Consider the following 19,067-nt stretch of genomic DNA (forward strand, 5'->3'; position numbering starts at 1 on the left):
CTACCAGAAGAAATCCCCTTCTTTTACTGTCCATAATCCAGGTTTTTATCCCTTTTTCTTATGTCCATTTTTAAGGAACCCTTCTTCTTATTGCGTCCACTTTATTGGGTATATTTTACTCTACCCTGCCTGCTGTGGTCGTTAAAAAAGCCTCCATCTTTTCCTGCAAAGAAGCCTGCTTATCATTTTCCTGTTGTAACTCTTCGAGATAATACTCGCTCATTTCTATGAAAGCCCGATATACGGCAATATTACGTTCCTCATCCGCTGTATAACTCTTTACCAGCTCATGCCCCATCTTACGTGCATTGGAGAGCAGCAGGCTGTATGTGCCATACAGACCAAGCAACGCCATCAGAAGAACCAGAAACACGATCAGGATCGTTCTGACATTGTTATGTAATAATCTTTTTTTGGTGATGTCATATACTTTATTCATTACCCTGCTACCTTCTGTATCATTGTCTTCCTTATTATAAGAGAATCTGCTGCTTCTGGCAATAAAATTATACAAAAGTGAGGATATCCGTATCGGACATCCTCACTCTCATACTTCTTTCTTCTATAATAAGAAGAAACGCTTTATTTTGCTTCTTCTGCAGCATCTTCCTCTGCCGCTTCTTCGTCGCCTTCTGCAGAACGTGCTACGATAACGTTCAAAACAGGGGTATCCAGATGTGTGGTAATATCAATATTCTGGTTCTTTGCGATCGCAAGATCAGAAACTTTTAAGGTATCTCCTACATGAAGCTCGCTGCAGTCGATCTCAACCTTTTCAACCAGATCCTTCGGAAGTGCTTTATAAGCAACTTCTGTTAAAAGCTCTTCTACTATACCGCCAATGACTTTTTCTTTGTTGTGCAGAATGATCTCTGCTACGGAATGTACCTTTTCATCACTGACAAGTGCCTGAAAATCGATTTCCAACAGCATATTCTTTGCAGGGTCATAATCCATTTCCTTGATCAGCACATCATAGCTCTGACCATCCAGATCCAGCATAACCTGACTGCCCTTCATGCACTCACGCTGCATTCTTTCGGCTTCCTTTCTTTCAATCTTCAAAAGAACAGAACCCTCGATCTCTTTTCCGAAAAGATTACCTGTTACATAACCTTCTCTTCTCAGCTTCTTTGCCTTTGTTTCCATGTCTCTTTTTTGCACTTTAAAAGTATTCATTTGTCTTTTCCTCCATCCATACAAATTGAGAACATAGGGATGTTTGCGGAATGTCATATACGAAATGGCGTTTCGTTTCTCTTGTTCCACCACTGTTATAGTCCCATTCCTCTAAAAATGCAAGAGGAAATTTACGCTTCTTTTTTCGCTGTAAATAATTTCTTCAGACAGCTCAGTGCAACCATGACACCAAGTACCATCAAAAGAATCGCAACGATGAACTGCAGGCCGTCTACCAGGAAGGTTGCCTGTCCTGCTGCCATGTTTTTAATCAGCGCAATCGTCTTCTGGACAAGTGCGGTAAAGGTAACTGCCAGCATTGTAAACATCGGGATATATAATGTCCAGCCTGTTCTGCCCGTTGTCTTTAAGAATACGGCAAGTGCGATCAGAACAAGTGCAGCCAAAAGCTGGTTCGCAGAACCAAACAGAGGCCATACATTGTTATAACCGCCAAGTGTCAGCAGGTAACCAAAGAATAAGGTAATGACTGTTGCAAAATATTTGTTGGTCAGAAGTTTCTGCCAGCCCGGCATTTTGGCAGGATCTGTTGTATCACCGTAAAACAGTTCCTGGAAAGACATACGTCCGATTCTTGCTACGGAGTCAAGGGATGTCAGGGCAAGTGCGGAAACACACATTGTCATGAAAACAGTTGCCAGCTGTACCGGAAGTCCCATCTTTTCCAGAAATCCCGCAACACCGCTTGAGAAAATCGCAAATGGTGTACCATCCGGCTTAGTTCCGTTGACAGCAACTGCACCGACAACGACCAGTGAAATGATACCAAGCAGAGATTCTACTACCATGGCACCATATCCTACCATTGGCATATCCTTTTCATTGCTGATCGTCTTGGAAGAAGTACCGGAGGATACCAGAGAGTGGAATCCGGAAACGGCACCACAAGCGATCGTGACAAACAAGGTCGGGAACAGATAGTTTCCACCGACATTAAATCCATTAAATGCATTGAGCTGCATGCTCGGATGTGCGACAAGAACACCTAAGACCGCACCAATGATCATGCCAAGCAGCATAAATGTTGTCATATAATCTCTTGGCTGCATCAGAAGCCACATCGGCATAACGGATGCCAAAAACAGGTAAGCCATGACGATGTAGATCCATGCAGATTTTGTAGCATAGATCGGAAGATGCATACCAACCGCAAACATCACAACTAAAAGTGCAATCGCAACAACTGCACGTACCCATTCTTTCATCGTTCCGACCTTTTTCTGGATCAGACCGAAGATCACAGCCACTACAATGAACAACATGGAAATAGAAGCTGCTGCCGCATTTGCATAAGCAGTATCTGCTGCCATATCAGCAACACCCTTTGCTACAAAGGTGCCTGCTACCATATCGGTAAAGGCTGCAATAACAAGCAGGGTAAATAACCAGCAGAACAACATAAACAGCTTTCTGCCTGTTTTTCCGATGTACTTCTCAATGATCATACCCATTGACTTACCTTCGTTCTTGACAGAAGCGTATAACGCACCGAAATCCTGTACAGCACCGAAGAACAGTCCGCCGATCACAAGCCACAGAAGCACCGGAACCCATCCGAATACAGATGCCAGGATCGGACCAGTTACAGGTCCTGCACCTGCGATGGAAGAAAACTGATGAGAAAATACCGTAAATTTGGAAGACGGTACATAATCCTGTCCATCCTCATGCGTATAAGCCGGTGTTTTCGCATCCGGGTCAATGCCCCACTTCTTTGCAAGCCAGCGTCCATACAGCAGATAGCCGGCTGCAAGTGCCACAATACCAATCAAAACAATTACTAATCCATTCATACTTTTCGCCCTCTGGCGATTCCCTTCTTTCTGTATCTGTTTTTTACAGCGCTAGCCTAGCACTCTGTTTTTTTATTGTCAATGTTATGGCATATAGCGTTTTTCTATTTTTCCCATAACTACAGGTTATAAAAAACCGTGAAAGTGCACAGGCACGGCGGTTTTCACGTTCCTTTTATCCGGTTCCATGCATATGGTATTTCTGTTTCTTTACCGGTTCTTAACCGGCTTGATAAATATAAATTGCGGCAGTTTGGTATATTTGCTATACTGAATTTATACATATGCTGTGAGGTTATTCCGCCGGATGGCGGATGCAATAACAAAAGCGAGGAATTCTTATGATAACAAAGTGTAAATTTTGTGGGGGTGCATTAAAATACGATGCAGATATCAGACGTATGGTCTGTGAATACTGCTCCAGTATGTTTGATGTGGAAGATACGGAAGAAGAAAAAGAATATGCGAAAATGCAGGCAATGTCCGCCGGGAAGAATCCTGACGAAGCAATCGGGCAGGCTGTCTTTACGCCGGAAAATGAAACTATGGATATGTCGCTCTATCACTGCAGTAGCTGCGGCGGCGAACTTTACCTGAATCAGACCGAGGTTGCCAGCTACTGTCCGTACTGTGGCCAGCCAACAATCGTTTTTGAACGGATGGCCAAAACACGGAAGCCTGATTATATCATTCCTTTTAAGATCACAAAGGAATATGCGGTCGCCAGTATCCGTGAAAAATTTTTCAAGGGACATTTTATCCCAAAGGAACTAAAATATTTTAAGGCAGACCTTTTGCGTGGCATTTATGTTCCCTATTATCTGTATGACATGCTCTATAAGGACAGGCAGATCATCCGCGGAACATTTGAAGAAAAAAACAGTAAAGGCGAGAAATCTTCCGTTACCTATGATTTCTACCGGGAAGCTGTTGCTTCTTTTCAGGGGATACCGGTAGACGCTTCCAAAAAAATACCAAATGAGATCACCGAAAAGCTGGAACCATTTTACACTGCCGATCTGATCGATTTTCAGGCAGGCTATCTTTCCGGTTTCTACGCAGATCTGCAGGATGACAGTGATTACACGTTGCATAATATAGCACGAAGACGTGCCAGAGACCGTTTCAATAAGCTTCTGTATGATGATATCATGGCAAAGGAATGCCTGACACTGAAAAGCAATCCCACCTGCTCGTTTGAAAAAGAAGCCTATGCGCTTCTGCCGGTCTGGTTTATGGTCTTTACCTATGAAGGAGAATCCTACACAATCCTTGTAAACGGACAGACAGGAAAAGTTGTCGGCGGCGTACCGTCCGATAAAAACAAGATCGCTTTGTGGTTTTCCCTGATCACGTTGTTTGTTTCCGTACCGACTTACTATATTCTGCAGTTCTTCTTTGATCCTGTCCTGTTTCATAGCAGTGAGAGTATTTTATCTACCATGTGGGTTCCTCTTGCGTTGATCATTACCCCATTTACTGTGGGGCTTAAAAATTACAGAAGTGTGAGAAAGAGCCAGGAACTGACCCGCGCGGAAACGATCAAAACACTTGTCAGAAAGAGGGAGGGACGAAAGAAATGATACTTTGTGTATTACTGGCTGTATGCTTTGGCGCAAGTGTCGCCTTTGCCATTGTAACGGATTTTTGGAAGGATTCCAATGAGATCGGTTCCTCCGATGGAAACGATGTTTATTTTTCCAATCAATTTACGGTTACGAACGGAAAGAACCGTATCCGCAAGAAAGATTATGAGGACAGGATTTAATCCTGTCCTCTTTTGCCAAAATCTGTTTCTCTGCGAAATGCCATACTTACAACTTTAAGCAAAGTTCCAAGACTTCTTTTTCTGTTATCCGATCCAGTTCTTCTGTCATCGTATCAAAGATCTGTGCCTTGACACAGTCTGTCAGCCAGGTATGTACGCTATCCGGCGCAGGGCATATCGCCGCAAAGATCTGCTCTGCCACATTTCTGCACGTATCCTTGTCCAGATAAAATGCCTCTCTGAATGTATCAAGAAGCGCAGGATGCTCTGACAGATATGCTTCTGTTTTTTCCTCTACCGCCCACATTTCATAAGTATTTTCCCTATTTTCTTCCGGTTCATATTCTGCGTAGCGGTCTGCATCCTCTTCTTTAACGCCAAACAATTCTTCCGCCTGCCAGTCCTCCGGCGCTTCCGAATCCAGACAGGACAGATCCATATCCTGTATCAGACTTAAAAACGGCGGGCAGATCTTATCGAACTTATCAAACTGCTCCTCTGCTGCAAATACAGCCAGATTGGTCGTCCGTACCAGTGCATATCTGCAAAATGCTCTGTCAGCTTTTTCATCTGTCTTATAGCATTTGCAGATCTTCCGGAATAATTTCGTATATGTTTTCAGCCGCTTACGCACCTTTTTCTGCTCCTCTGCGACCGGATAAGTCTCATATGCCAGAAGCTCTCCGAGTGTCACAGACAGCTCCTGTTTTTCCACAAGTTCTTCCTGTCTGCGGATCATCAGCTGCCATACCAGAAACGGTTTCAGGACAGACAGCATTTCATCTGCATCGAGCTGTGCAAGAAAGCTGCGCAGGTGCACTTCCAAAAGGCTGCTGTTGCAGTCCTCCATGCCAAGTATATTACGGAAGAGTGCGGAAAGCTGTTCCACCTCTGTACTCTGCCCGGCATTTTCCGCTTTGCAGGTTCCGTCGCAGGCTCTGTCTGCTGCATCTTCACCGTCCATTATGAACATAATGCCTGCCCGGTCTTTGTAATCCGAGAACGCATCTTCAAACTGCTCCTGCTGTCTGTAAAATGCTCCCAGCGCTCCATAACGGTCCAGAAGCTCTGCATATTCCTCTGCCACTTCATAATTGCTGCAATCATAGAAGTCCGTGCAAAGCAGCTCCAGATCCGCCAGTGTCTTAAAAAACAGGTCTTTTATTGCTTCATCATCCGGGTCTTTGGACAGTTTCTGTACAAATGCATGCAATGCTGCCGCCTTGTTTTGGAGCGGAATGCCCGCTTCCTTGCAATTTGATGTATACAGGATCTTGAATACGTCAAAATCCTGTTCTGTGCTGATATTTTGTTTTTTCCCCATCATGCTCCTCCTTTTTTGATATTTTATTACTATTATTATGACTATTCAGCACCACATTCACAAAATCGCATCTTACGATGCTTTCCTTTTGCTCATGTGGTTACCCCGCCATATAAATCCGTAAAAGCCTGCCCATAAATGGGCAGCTTATCACAGATTTGCATGGCGCTGAATAGTCATTAGTTCTGCCAGCAGATTTGTCCTTTGGTAAGCACCGGGTAACGATACAGGCTGTCTGTATCCAGATCTTCCTTATGCAGATCTACCGCGGAAATCTGATGGTTATCGTAGGTGGTATAATAGTAGATTCCTTTTGTTGCATTACAGCAGCTTGTATAGATCGTGATCTCGTATTTTCCCTCTGCGACTTCGCAGCAGCCTCTCTGCTGATCCACGCTTCCTAAAATATGGAAAAACTGGCTGACGCTTTCCTCTTCGCTATCGCCTGAAATCGCATGCAGCTTTGTAAATGCCACCTTTGCAAAACGGGAAGTAGAGGACAGATCGCCCGGAAGTCCGATCGCGCCCATGCCACGGCTGTACGGCGTAAGCGCAAGCTCACCTGAAAATGTATTTTCCGGCTGACGCGAAGAAAGTCCCATATACTGGTTCAGCAGAAACATCTGCTGCGGGAAAGGCGGATTATTGGTCAGTACACCTGCAGGATTGTCATAGATATGCAGTCCGTCCGCCGTACATTCTACCGTGATCGCTTCCTTCGCATCTGCGATCAGCCAGTGGAGCTGCGCGCTTGGAAGCTGCTCCGAAAACGGCGTTCCGACCAGATTCATTTTAGAAAGCAGGCTGCGCACCGCCTCCACACTGTCACACTGTGACAGGACCCATGGCAGGAATTCATACTGTGCCACATTTTCTCTGCCCTCTTCCACTTCCTGATAAACCGCATTGCCGACAAAGTTCAGACCCGCCATGCCAACGCCTTTTTCGTTGATGGCATCGTAGTAAAGCGGATAGCCGCCTGCCACATGTGCCATGCCCAGAATCGCATAATGCGTCTCTCTGTTTCCCATATACCGGAAAGAGATGGGAAACTTCCGCGGCATTAGTACGATCTCATCTCCATAGGAAAATTCATAATCCAGTGTACGTCCGAAATAAAAATCTTTTGTTTGATAAGTTGCTGCTGTGCACATATCTGCATCCTTCTTTCTATTATTTTTGATCCATTCATCACCATGTAAATCCATAGTCACAAAATCACATTTTCAGTAAAGCAAATAACAGTGGCATCGTCAGGATCGACAGTACCATTGTCAGGGTAACGCCTTTCGACGCCGTCATATATTCTCCGCCGCATTCCTGTGCCATCATGGAAACCATTGTCCCGGACGGCGTTGCCAGCATCACAAAGCAGACCGCCTGCATGGTCACATTACTTGTGACAAGCCGGATCACAGGCATTGCGGCAAGCGGAATGACCAGCAGTCTGATGGCAGATACCACAAATAATTTCCAGTCCAGAAACAGTTCTTTTGGTGTGACGTCTATAAAGGAAGCTCCGATCACCATCATACACAAAGGGCCTGTCAGGTCGCCCAGCATTGTGATCCCCTGATTGACCGCATCCGGAAGCTGCCACTGAAAGTAAGCCAGCACAAACGCGATCAGTGCGGAAAGCGTTCCGATATTACAGCATTTTTTCAAGGCAGTGATCACATTGACACGTTTGCCTGCCATAACGATCTCCCCATAGCTGTAGATCAGTATATTATACAGAATCAGAAAGCCTGCGCCGTAGATCAGCGCCTGCGCGCCATAAACGGCGGAGATCATCGGGAACCCCATAAATCCGATATTACCAAATACGATCAGACATTTGTAAACGCCCGCTTCCTTTTTCGAGGCATGAAAGAGCGGGATCACCAGCCATGCCAAAAGCAGCACGACCAGATACAGTCCTGCTGCCAGAAGCAGAGTAAACAATAACTCCTTTTTCTCTATTGCATTTCCAATGCTGCTGGATATGACAAGGGCAGGATTCGCAATATTGACAAGCAGCCAGTTGATCGCGCTGCATGCCTTTTCTTCCATGATACCCTTTTTTGCCATGCCATATCCAAGCACCATCATAAACAGAAAGATCAATAACTGTTTCAGTAAAATCATGTTACCCTCTATCTTGCTCTTCCGTCTATGATCCTGTAATACGCCTGGGATGTCATGCGGAAAACAATATAATATATTGCGGAAAAGAGAAGGAAGGTAACTACCATACAGATCGCATACAACCTGACATTGGTCAGATTCAGCATCGCCAGAAGTCTTCTGATGATCGGAAATGCTGCCAGCTCATGGATCGCTGCTACAATAAGCGGCAGGAAAAATACGATCCTGATCTGGGACGTTATCGACGCTTTTACCTCTTCACTGCTCATTCCCACTTTTTCCATAATAACATATCTTTCCTTATCCTCATAGCCTTCTGAAATCTGTTTGTAGAAAATGATCATTACCGTCACGATCAGGAACATGATCCCCAGAAAAGCACCCAGGAAGAACAGTCCGCCATACAGCGCATAGACCTCTGTTTCATTCCATGCCCTGCTTTCCGCATACAGATCGATCCTGTGTTCTTCGCCAAAGGATGCCCTGATCCGGTCAAGCAGGGAATCGACTGCCTGATAGCAGGCAATTTTTTCTTCTTTGCTGCCATCATAATCAAAACCGATCACACCTTCCACATCGATCGGTCCCTCTCCGCATGCGCCATAAACGCTTTTGATCGTTTCCTCACTGTCAAACATCACATAATAGCAGCCTTTCAGCATACTGGTTTTATGCAGATCATCATCATTCTGATAAACTTCTGAAGATTCCACCGAGAAAGCATTTCCCCAGAGGCTGATTGTATCCGCCTTATAAGCCGTCGGGCCTCCGTAGATCCGCACGCTGCCCGGTTTTACCGGCTGCACGGCTTCTGCCTGCAGGCTGTCATCCATCTGCAGCAGATCTTCCCTTGTCACAAGGTATAAGACCGTCTGGCTTCCATTGTACTCCTTCTGCGTTACTGCTGAAAATGCCGTCCCATCATCTGTTGTAAATGCCGTAACTTTCTCATAAATACTGCTTTTTGTGATCGTCCTGCCCTGTTTTTCCACCTCCTGTCTGATCTCCTGTGCGATACTATCTTTGCTCATGCCCGGTGTATCATAGTTTAAATAAATACAAAGGTCCTGTGGATAACGGGTCTGCAGCTCATCATCAACACCTGCATACAGACTGACTGTGACCGATACCATAACAAGCACCATCGTAGCAAGCACGCAGATACTGGCAAGTCCCGCCGCATTTTGCTTCATACGGTATAACAGACCGGAAACCGCACTGAAGTGCTTTTTGTTATAGTAAAAATGTTTATCCCTGCGTAGCAGCTTCAGCAGTGCGATGCTGCCCGCCGTAAACAGAAAATACGTTCCGACAATGACCAGAATGACCGCTACTAAAAACAGCGACAGCACTTTCAGCGGATTTTCTGTCGTAAAAGAAATATAGTAGGCATATCCGATACAGATCAGACCAAGCACCGTCATCACGATCTTGGTCTTTGGCTCCTTTTCCCCGACATTGCTGCCATGCAGAAGTGCGATCGGATTGGAAAGCCGGATCTGCAAAAGGTTGTAGCAGAATGTCAGCAGATACAGGATGCAAAAGTACGGAACCGCATAGGTGATCCCTGCTTTTGTCACCACAAATACCACATTGCCTTCCACATCCAAAAGCCGGTACAGTATCATCAGGATCAGCTTGGAAGAACCGATCCCCACGAGCAGACCACCTGCAATGGCAAGCACCGCCACATAGACCGTTTCGATAAAAAGTACCTTTGCGATATGACGTTTTTCCATGCCCAGGATATTATAAACGCCGATCTCTCTTTTGCGCCGCTTGATGATAAAGCTGTTTGTGTAAAACAGAAAAATAAGGGAAAAAAAGGCGATGATATAGACGCCCATTCCCATGATCGTCTCGATATAATAGCTCCCCCGCATCTGATCCAGCCCCGGATTGTTATTCAGAAACACCATCAGATAAAACAGTGCAACTGTCATCACGCCCGCCAGAATATAGGGAATATACAGAGGCTTATTGTTTTTCAGATTGGTCCGTGCCAGTCTCCCATATAATTTATTCATGCTGCTCACCACCTGCCTGTAATACTGTCAGCGTATCTGCGATCCTCGCATAGAGCTGCTCATTGGTCATATTGCCTCTGTAAAGCTGATGGAACACCTCGCCGTCCTTGATGAACAGAACACGTCCCGCATGACTGGCTGCTTTCGTACTGTGGGTCACCATTAAAATGGTCTGTCCTTCCTGATTGATCTGGCCGAACAGATTTAACAGACTGTCTGTTGCTTTGGAATCCAGCGCGCCCGTCGGTTCATCCGCCAGGATCAGCTCCGGTCTTGTAATGAGGGCTCTTGCCACTGCCACACGCTGCTTCTGTCCGCCCGATACTTCATACGGAAACTTATCCAGAAGCTGGCTGATACCAAGCTTCTTTGCAAGAGGCTCCAGCCGCGCCTCCATTTCCGCATGCTTTGTATCCGAAAGGACAAGCGGCAGATAAATATTGTCGCGGAGATTAAAATTATCAAGCAGGTTAAAATCCTGAAATACAAACCCAAGATGCTTCCGTCTGAATGCGGCGATCTCCTTTTCCCGGACGGACTGGAGCTTTTTCCCGTTCAGGATCACTTCGCCGTCCGTCGGCTGATCCAGTGCTGCCAGAATATTGAGCAGCGTTGTCTTACCGGAACCGGATTCTCCCATGATCGCAACATACTCTCCTTCTTCTACGGAAAAGCTGATATTGGAAAGTGCCTGTACCTGATTGGCTCCAAATCTGGTCGTGTAAATTTTCTTTAAGTTACTGACTTCTAATATAGACATATGATTCCTTCCTTTCCTGTCTTTCACTTTCCATCAGCATAACAAAAGGCTGAAATGCCAGCCATCGATTCAGCTTACATTTCAGCCTGATTTCTTACATTTTTGTAAGGCGGAAGCTGTCAGTCCCGTATATCTATCTTTTGCAGGGAAAAGCCGATCCATACCTGCGTGCCTTTTCCCGGCTCGGATGTGATCCTGATCGTATGTCCCAGCTTAGTTAGCACCTGCTTACACAAATACAGTCCGATCCCGGTGGAATGCTTATCCGTATGGCCGTTAAATCCCGTGTAGCCCTGTTCAAAAACACGTGGAATGTCTTCCTGTCTGATCCCGATCCCCTGATCTTCTATGCAGAGGAATGCCTCTGTTTCATTTTGCCCTGCCTGTATCGTGATGACGCCCTCCTGCATATATTTGACCGCATTGGAGAGAAGCTGCTCCACCACAAAGGAGAGCCATTTTTCATCACTGGTCACGACCAGATCACAGCCTTCGTACCGTATGCCGATCTTTTTGCGGATCATCGTTTTCGCATACTTATGGATACCGTCCCTGATGATCCCATCCAGCGCAACGGAATGCAGGACATAATCATGACTGTCCTTCCTCTGGTACTGCAGTGCCATGCTGACATACTGCTCGATCCTGAAAAGCTGTTCCTCTATTTCTTCCTGCTCCTGTTGCCTTTCCGGTTCTTCTTCTCTTTGCGTCTGCAATAAAAGCTGCATGGCAGCGATCGGTGTTTTGATCTGATGCACCCATCTGGCATAGTATTCCTGCTGCTCCTGCTTTTCACGCCCCGCTTTGCGCATATTTTCCGCACGCTCTTCATTCGCGCGGGAAAACAGCTCCGTATAAAGCTCCTCCAAAGGCTCTTCCGCCTCGGGAAGCTGCATATTGTTTTCCAGCGGGCAGGTGAGGAACTGCCTGAGCCTTTGTACTTTCTTTTGATAAGTTATCCACATGGCGATGGAAACCACAAGGAAGATACCCACATCTATGCAGGTACTGTACACCATATCCGCCACCGGCGTCCGCATTAAATACAGATAAAAAAGATGACTGGCGGTCATCCCTGTAAAGAGTCCCAGCCAGCCTTTATTTCGCCTGATAAATCCTTTCCATATCTTCATCCGATCTGATACCCGATTCCTTTCTTTGTCAGGATACTATCCTCAAGTCCTATGGAAGTCAGCTTTTTACGCAGTCTGTTCACATTGACGGAAAGCGTATTCTCATCCACATACATATCGCTTTCCCAGAGCCTTGTCATCAGCGTTTCCCGCGTCACGACCTGCGTTTTGTTTTCTATGAGAGTCTGCAGAATCTTCAGCTCGTTCTTTGTCAATTCCACCTTCTGCTCCTGATACAGAAGCGTCGCATCTGACAGATTCAGCAGCATCCCTTTATGCTCCAGCATACTGCTGCTTCCCGCAAAATCATAGCTTCTGCGCAGCAGTGCCTGCACTTTGGCGGTCAGTACCTCCAGATCGAACGGCTTCGGAATAAAATCATCTGCCCCCATATTCATTGCCATCACGATATTCATATTGTCGGATACGGATGACAGAAAGATGATCGGAACCTTTGACACCTGCCTGATCTGTGTACACCAGTGATAGCCATTATAAAAGGGCAGTCTGATGTCCAGAAGTACAAGCTGTGGATCGCAGGCAGCAAATTCACCCAGCACATTGCCAAAATCCTGCACGGTGCTGACCTCATATTCCCACTTCTCCAAATGCTTTCTGATCAGACGGGCGATCGTTTCGTCATCTTCCACTAAAAAAATCCGATACATCTTATAAAGCTTTCTTAATTGCTGCAAGCAACTCATCATAGGTTTCAAAAGCAGGCAGATCCGGGTTGTCTTTCTTGATCTGTTCTGTGCTCTTGAATAAGAAGCCTGCCTTGCTGGCACGGATCATACCAAGATCGTTGTGGCTGTCACCGCTGGCGATCGTTTCATAACCGATTGACTGCAGTGCCTTGACTGTTGTCAGCTTGGAATTTTCAATACGCATCTTGAAGCCTGTGATCTCTCCGTCCTCTGCTACTTCCAGTGTGTTGCAGAAAATGGTCGGATATCCCAGCTTCTTCATCAGCGGGCCTGCAAACTGTGTAAAGGTATCACTGATGATGATCACCTGTGTGAGGCTTCTGAGCTCATCCAGAAACTCTTTTGCGCCCGGGATCGGATCGATCTTTGCGATCGTATCCTGAATCTCCTTTAACCCAAGACCATGCTCTTTTAAAATGCCCAGTCTCCAGTTCATCAGTTTATCATAATCCGGTTCGTCTCTCGTTGTACGGGTCAGCTCCGGGATACCGCTTTCTTTTGCAAATGCGATCCAGATCTCCGGTACTAAAACGCCTTCCAGATCCAAACATACAATATTCATACTCATTCTTTTGTCCTCCCTATGCTTCATAACCGCTTTCGCAGCGTTTTTCAAATTCGTCCTGTGGCAGCGGCTTATCAAAGATATAACCCTGCACAATATCACACCCCGCTTCTTTCAAATAAGCGAGCTGTTCTTCTGTTTCCACGCCCTCGGCGATCGTCTTTTTGCCGAGCTGGCGGATCAGTGACACGATATGATTAAACAAGATCCTGTCTTTTTCTCTGTCTGCACAGTCAGTGTCTAACGGGATCAGTGATTTATCAATCTTGATCACGCTCAGATCCAGATTTTTGATCATGCTCAGAGAAGAAAATCCCGTTCCGAAATCATCCATGGACGTATTGATTCCCTTTGCACGGAGCTCGTTGACAACATGTGTCATGATCTCATAATTCTGATAATCCTCACTCTCTGTCAGCTCAATCTCGATCGCTGACGGATCAATCTTATACTCTTCCAAAACAGCAGCGATCCGCTCTGCCATATCCTCTGTTTCCAGGTGTTTGCGGGAAAAATTGACAGAAATACATACGGTTTCTTTTCCCTGCTCCTTCCGCTGTCTGATAAACTGACAGACCTTACGGAGCACATAATAATCCAGCTGACAGATACTGCCATCGCGCTCCAAAACCGGAATAAACTGACCGGGCGGTATCAGCCGTCCGCCGCGCATCCATCTGACAAGGGCTTCTGCACCATACAGACTCTTATCCCTGAGATTTACCTTGGGCTGGTAATACACAACAAACTCTTCTGCTTCCATCGCCGGTAAAAAGTCCGACAAAACACTCTGATCTGCCATAAGCGCCTGTCTGACTTCTTCCGTAAAGCATACCACACTGCCTGCACCGCGTTTCCGTGCCTGCTGATAAGCAATACTGGAACGTGCCATGAGATCCCGTGTATGTGTGATACCTGTCAGATCGCTGTATCCGACCGTAGCACCTAATATAAAGCATTTTTCTCTCTGCTCGTTTTTGTACGACAATCTGATATCCTGTATCCGGGCAAGGAACTCATCCGTATGCTCGGCTTTTACAAGCACCAGAAAATTATCGCCGCCAAGCCTTGCCAGCATCTCTGTCTCCCCCAGATAGGACTGTACCAGCATGGCATATTTATGCAGGATCACATCGCCCTCTGCATAGCTGAATATTTTATTGACATATTTGAAATTATGCACATTGTAGAAAATAATATTGTAATTCTGCAAGCTGCCTTCCGCAAGCAGTCTGCCGGCAAACTGCATCATCGCCGCCGGATTTCTGACACCCGTCTCCAGATCTGTGGTGGCAATCTGATCAAAAAGCTCATGCATCAGCAGCCAGTTATATACAAAATACAGCTCCCTTGATAAAAAAAGAAGCATCTTCTCTTTCTGCTGTGAAAAAGATCTGCCGTCATATGGATCGATATGTACCTGTATACTTCCGCCATCTGCCAGCTTATATGTCGTCTCATAAGCCGGTGTACCTGCTTTCGCTCCGCTGTCGTAGATCACCGCAGTATGCTCTCCAATGGCATTTTGGCGCAGTTTCGTTTCAGGTATGTTTAGATTGATCTGCATCCTGCAGATCTCCAGTTCCTCAGCCAGAAGCGCAATTGCCTGTCCTGCGTTTCTGTCACAACTCTCTATGCTGTCCGGGCTTTGAAATAATGCATCTGAAAAAGCCCCCAGCCTGTCTTCCAGATTTCCCTTATACATTTTCTTTCTCTCCCTTTTTCAGAATTGTCCCCTTATTATAAAAAGCAGGATACGGGAGTCGAACCCGCCTATCCAGCTTGGGAAGCTGGCGCCCTACCGATAGACTAATCCTGCATATAACTTATTTTAACACCACTATAGGAGAGATAGCAAGTCTCATGTTTCTTTTCGTATGTTTTCTTGTAATTTTCGTTGTTTTCTGCTATGCTGAAGCTAGCTTTATGTTGATATAAAAATGTATGACTGAATCGAGGGTCTATTCTATGTATACAATCGGACAAGTATCTGAAATGTTCCAGCTGCCGGTCTCCACACTCCGGTACTATGATAAAGAGGGATTGTTCCCACATATAACGAGAGTCTCCGGAATCCGCAAGTTTTCCGATACGGAGATCGAATCCCTGCATATGATCGAATGTCTGAAAAAATCAGGCATGGAGATCAAAGAGATCAAGCAGTTCATGGCCTGGTGTGCCCAGGGTCCTTCTACCTACGCCCAACGGAAAGAGCTGTTTGAAAACCGCAGAAAAATGCTGGAGCAGGATATGCTCAAGCTTCAGAAAAATATGGCAATGATCCAGTTTAAATGCTGGTATTACGAGCAGGCAATGAAAGACGGCAACGAGGACAGGATCCATCAGATGCTGCCTGATCATTTACCTGCCGATATCCAGAAGCTGTACGATCTGGCGCACAGCTAAGATCCATGGTACAAGATTACTCCTCTTTCAGATCCTGTACCAGTTCGTACATTGCCTCTGCGGAATTGAAGTTATCCGGAATGATCTCATCACTTGGGATCCATACTCCGTATACTTCAGAGACCTCGGAGATAATTGAAATAATATCCAGTGACTCCAACAGCCCATCGTCTACAAGGGCTGTTTCATGTTCAAAATCAATTCCTGGTTTTACTCTCTTGAGCATTTCAATAAATTCATTCATTTCTTTTTCCTCGCCTTCTTTTTGTTCGAAAATATAGTTGACAGGAACTGCTATAACTGCTCCAGCATTTTCTTTACTTCTTTTCTCAGTATAGTGCCTTTAAAGGTTTTGGGCAAGTCCGCTACTTCATATATGTGTTTTGGCAGCTTATAGGATTCCAGTTTTTCAGTCAGATATGCCATAAATGCCTGCTTATCATAAGCTTCTGCCTTTACAACAAGCATCACCGGAACCTCGCCGGTAATAGCATCCGGCTTGGAGCTGTAAGCACAATCAACGATTCCTTCATAACCTCTTGCGCAGTCTTCTACCTCCGCAGGAGATATCTTACTTCCACCGTAATTGATAATATCATCCATCCGTCCGACCAGAATACATCTGCCTTCCGCATCCAGATAAGCCAGATCTTTTGTTCTGACATATCCGTTATCCAACGTTTCTCTTGTCATTTCCGGATCATTGTAATAGCCTTCCATGACAATATCTCCGCCCCAGGATAACAGGGCAGGCCTTGCTTCGCTCACATCTTCCGGTCTTACTGTATCTCCGTTTTCATCTGTGAAACGGATCACGGAGTTGACCGTCGGCTTTCCGATACAGCCCGGTTTGTCATCTGCACTGTTAAAATCCAGAATACAGGAACAGCCTGCCTCGGAAGCCCCATAAAAATTATATAATCTTGTATTTGGCATCATGGAAAGCAGATGCTGTTTATCTGCCTCTACCAGCGGCGCAGAACCGATCTGGATATAATCCAGCTGACTTTCGTACTCTGCAAGCCTGTCCCCGGACAACTTGAAGATCATGCCCAGCGAAGCCGGCGAAAGTGCCATGGATGTTGCGTGATACTTCTCCATCAGTTTCCAGAGCACTCCCACAAATACCATACCGTCCATCAGGCAGACGGTTCCGCCGTTTACCATATCGGACTGGTATCTTCTGAGCCCGTAAGCATGATTGAGCGGCATCGGAATGATCTCCACATTATGCGGCCGCATATGCGTTCCGCCAATGACATTTTCCGCAACTGCCACATCGTTAATATGTTTGACCACAACGCCCTTTGATTTTCCGGTTGTACCTGTTGTAAATAAGATCATCGAACGGCTCCGGGCTTTTGGCAATTCGCAATCTGCAGGTTCTGCATCTGCCATCTGCTTTTCCAGCTCTTTTGCAGAGAAAAACCGCATGCCTTCCGCCTCTGCGTCAGAGATCAGCGTTTCCGCCTCTACCTGTGCCGCGATTTCCGTCATACGCTCGGGCATGGTTGCTTTTTCTACCGGAATGGGAAGTGCTCCCATATACTGCAAGGCAGAAAAAATCGTCAGATAATTGATGTTCTGGGTACATTTCAAAATAACATGTTCGTCCTTCTGAATGCCTGCTGCCATCAGGACTGCTGCCATTTTCCGGATGTTTGTAAAATATTGTTCATAGGTAACTGTCTTTCGCAGCTCACAGACAGCCAGCGTATCCGGCTGCGTTTTTGCATATTCGCTGATGTATTGTAAAATACTGTCTTTTCTCATTGTTATCCTTCTCTTTCAGACTAAATCATTTTTCCATGCTTTCTATCGGAATCAGACTGCAAACCAGCCATTCTGCAGTAAAAGCCATGCGCTGACGCTCATCAGTGCGATCACAATCACAGTCAGAAGCAGTCCCTTTTTGAACATATAGGAAGGCTTCAATCCATATCCGACCGGAACGCTTCGGACAGAGGTCGGCAGGATATAGGACAGATTCACGCCGATCGTTGCGATAAATACATAAGGGATCGGATCAATACCGATTCCGTTCATAACAGAAATGACAATGGGAATTGCCACCGCCGCTGTCGCTGTATTGGACGTCACATCCGAAAGCAGGATCGTAACGGTAATGATCACAAGCACCGTCACAAATCCGCCTGTCAGCCCCATTTGGGATACATAATTGCCGATACAGACATCTGCGCCTGACTTGGTCAACAGCGTCCCAACCGCCAGACCTCCTGCAAAGATATACATCAGTGACCAGTATACCTTCCCCTGAACCGGTTTCCATCGCAGAATCCGTTCTCCCTTACTGTCCTTGAGCAGGAACGAAAGCACTGCAGCAATGATGAAAACATACGCCGGCTTCAGTCCCGGCAAAACAGAGGCATACAAATTTCTTGTAAAAGCAAGCACCGTTGCGACCACAAAGTTTGTCAGACAGGCGATCTCTTCTTTGCTCATCTTTCCCATCTCTTTGCGTACCTTTACAAAATATTCCTTACTGCCTTCGAGTCCTTCATGCTTTGGCTTGATCCAGATCAGATACAGACAGTTTGACACGATCAGTACCAGCATGATCGGTGCAAACTTAATGACCCAGTCCATATACATATATTCCTGTCCGGTCAGCTCCTGGATATAATTTACTACAACCAGATTCATAGCGCCGCCCAACGGAGAAGCCAGTCCGCCGATGCCCGCACCCCAGGCGATCGACATCAGGATGATCGATGCAGGCTCACTCTCCGAAACCTTATTGATTCCCAGATAACGCAGCATGGAAACTGCGATCGGCGTGATCGTTGCTGTCACAACCGCATTTGGCAGGATTGTGGAAAGTGCTGTGGAAAGCAGAAACCAGAACAGGATCTGCGTAGTCAGCGAAGTTCCTACAATGCTTAAGAAGGCACATGCCACTCGTTTATCCAGCCCCACGATCTCCCACGATACAGTCAGGATGGAAGCACCAAGCAGCAGCAGGATCGTCTCCGATGCATAATTTGCAATGACATCCTTCATATCAACCAGATTAAACAATGCATTCACTGCAATCGGCAGAAATGCCGTCACTGCATAATCCAGCGCCTCAGTAATCCACCAGTATGCCATCCAGAGCACTGTTCCGATTGCCGCCCGTGACTGGAAAGTATCAAAGATACTTTCCGGCAATAGCCAGATGCAGAGTCCGAACAGAACCGGACCGATGATTCTGTTTATAATCGATAAATCACGTTTTGCTTTCAATATATCCTCTC

The 19,067-nt window shown here is 46.0% G+C and carries 18 protein-coding genes and 1 tRNA gene; 3 read left to right on the plus strand and 16 right to left on the minus strand.

From position 1 onward, the window contains the following. Positions 1-115: 115 nt before the first annotated feature. The 3 genes from KQI22_RS10590 to KQI22_RS10600 all read right to left on the minus strand — a co-directional run bounded on the left by KQI22_RS10590 (position 116) and on the right by KQI22_RS10600 (position 2,993). Positions 116-439, minus strand: coding sequence for a hypothetical protein (locus tag KQI22_RS10590; protein WP_216552129.1), 324 nt, complete (start codon positions 437-439; stop codon positions 116-118). A gap of 143 nt (positions 440-582) precedes the next feature. Then, positions 583-1,179: a 50S ribosomal protein L25 gene (locus KQI22_RS10595; protein WP_216552131.1), complete on the minus strand. Its 597-nt coding sequence runs from the start codon at positions 1,177-1,179 to the stop codon at positions 583-585. 131 nt (positions 1,180-1,310) lie between these two features. Beyond that, positions 1,311-2,993 (minus strand): carbon starvation CstA family protein, encoded by a 1,683-nt coding sequence (locus tag KQI22_RS10600; RefSeq protein ID WP_216552133.1) that lies wholly within the window; start codon positions 2,991-2,993, stop codon positions 1,311-1,313. 341 nt (positions 2,994-3,334) lie between these two features. Between KQI22_RS10600 and KQI22_RS10605 the strand changes: the two genes are divergently transcribed. Together KQI22_RS10605 and KQI22_RS10610 are read left to right on the plus strand one after the other, a co-directional pair. Beyond that, entirely contained in the window at positions 3,335-4,576 is a 1,242-nt protein-coding gene (locus KQI22_RS10605) for a hypothetical protein (protein ID WP_216552135.1), read from the plus strand. Beyond that, on the plus strand, positions 4,573-4,761 hold the full coding sequence (locus KQI22_RS10610) for a hypothetical protein (RefSeq protein ID WP_216552137.1): 189 nt from the start codon (positions 4,573-4,575) through the stop codon (positions 4,759-4,761). The genes KQI22_RS10605 and KQI22_RS10610 overlap by 4 nt, the downstream gene beginning before the upstream one ends. 46 nt (positions 4,762-4,807) lie before the next feature. On the opposite strand, the gene KQI22_RS10615 is transcribed toward KQI22_RS10610, so the two are convergent. From KQI22_RS10615 to KQI22_RS10660, 10 genes are all read right to left on the minus strand, one after another. Continuing rightward, positions 4,808-6,085, minus strand: a complete 1,278-nt coding sequence (locus KQI22_RS10615) for a hypothetical protein (RefSeq protein ID WP_216552139.1) — start codon at positions 6,083-6,085, stop codon at positions 4,808-4,810. 179 nt (positions 6,086-6,264) lie between these two features. Then, on the minus strand, positions 6,265-7,239 hold the full coding sequence (gene bsh / locus KQI22_RS10620) for a choloylglycine hydrolase (protein WP_216552228.1): 975 nt from the start codon (positions 7,237-7,239) through the stop codon (positions 6,265-6,267). Between the two features lie 64 nt (positions 7,240-7,303). Next, positions 7,304-8,212, minus strand: coding sequence for an AEC family transporter (locus KQI22_RS10625; RefSeq protein ID WP_216552141.1), 909 nt, complete (start codon positions 8,210-8,212; stop codon positions 7,304-7,306). An 8-nt stretch (positions 8,213-8,220) separates the two neighbouring features. Next, entirely contained in the window at positions 8,221-10,239 is a 2,019-nt protein-coding gene (locus KQI22_RS10630) for an ABC transporter permease (RefSeq protein WP_216552143.1), read from the minus strand. Next, entirely contained in the window at positions 10,232-10,999 is a 768-nt protein-coding gene (locus KQI22_RS10635; protein ID WP_216552145.1) for an ABC transporter ATP-binding protein, read from the minus strand. The genes KQI22_RS10630 and KQI22_RS10635 overlap by 8 nt, the downstream gene beginning before the upstream one ends. A 119-nt stretch (positions 11,000-11,118) precedes the next feature. Then, a complete protein-coding gene (locus KQI22_RS10640; RefSeq protein WP_216552148.1) occupies positions 11,119-12,132 on the minus strand; it encodes a sensor histidine kinase in 1,014 nt (337 codons plus the stop codon). Then, positions 12,129-12,800: a response regulator transcription factor gene (locus KQI22_RS10645; protein WP_216552149.1), complete on the minus strand. Its 672-nt coding sequence runs from the start codon at positions 12,798-12,800 to the stop codon at positions 12,129-12,131. Before KQI22_RS10645 ends, KQI22_RS10640 begins: the two co-directional genes overlap by 4 nt. A gap of 1 nt (position 12,801) precedes the next feature. Beyond that, positions 12,802-13,401: a bifunctional phosphoserine phosphatase/homoserine phosphotransferase ThrH gene (gene thrH / locus KQI22_RS10650; protein WP_216552229.1), complete on the minus strand. Its 600-nt coding sequence runs from the start codon at positions 13,399-13,401 to the stop codon at positions 12,802-12,804. Positions 13,402-13,420: 19 nt separating this feature from the next. Then, the gene (locus KQI22_RS10655; protein ID WP_216552151.1) at positions 13,421-15,109 is read right to left on the minus strand and encodes a putative bifunctional diguanylate cyclase/phosphodiesterase; all 1,689 of its coding nucleotides are present in this window, start codon (positions 15,107-15,109) and stop codon (positions 13,421-13,423) included. 43 nt (positions 15,110-15,152) lie between these two features. Beyond that, positions 15,153-15,223 (minus strand) — tRNA-Gly (locus KQI22_RS10660). Positions 15,224-15,372: 149 nt separating this feature from the next. Here KQI22_RS10660 and KQI22_RS10665 point away from each other — a divergent pair. Beyond that, positions 15,373-15,810, plus strand: a complete 438-nt coding sequence (locus tag KQI22_RS10665; protein WP_216552153.1) for a MerR family transcriptional regulator — start codon at positions 15,373-15,375, stop codon at positions 15,808-15,810. Between the two features lie 16 nt (positions 15,811-15,826). On the opposite strand, the gene KQI22_RS10670 is transcribed toward KQI22_RS10665, so the two are convergent. From KQI22_RS10670 to KQI22_RS10680, 3 genes are read right to left on the minus strand one after another with little or no spacing between them, the layout of a single operon-like run. Further along, positions 15,827-16,054, minus strand: coding sequence for an acyl carrier protein (locus tag KQI22_RS10670; RefSeq protein WP_216552155.1), 228 nt, complete (start codon positions 16,052-16,054; stop codon positions 15,827-15,829). A gap of 50 nt (positions 16,055-16,104) precedes the next feature. Further along, positions 16,105-17,583 carry a class I adenylate-forming enzyme family protein gene (locus tag KQI22_RS10675; protein ID WP_216552157.1) on the minus strand — a complete coding sequence of 493 codons (1,479 nt, stop codon included), beginning with the start codon at positions 17,581-17,583 and terminating at the stop codon, positions 16,105-16,107. Between the two features lie 51 nt (positions 17,584-17,634). Beyond that, positions 17,635-19,056, minus strand: a complete 1,422-nt coding sequence (locus KQI22_RS10680; RefSeq protein ID WP_216552159.1) for an SLC13 family permease — start codon at positions 19,054-19,056, stop codon at positions 17,635-17,637. Positions 19,057-19,067: the final 11 nt, after the last annotated feature.

The organism is Kineothrix sp. MSJ-39 (genome assembly GCF_018917935.1).
In the GTDB taxonomy this organism is placed as follows: Bacteria; Bacillota; Clostridia; order Lachnospirales; family Lachnospiraceae; genus CAG-194.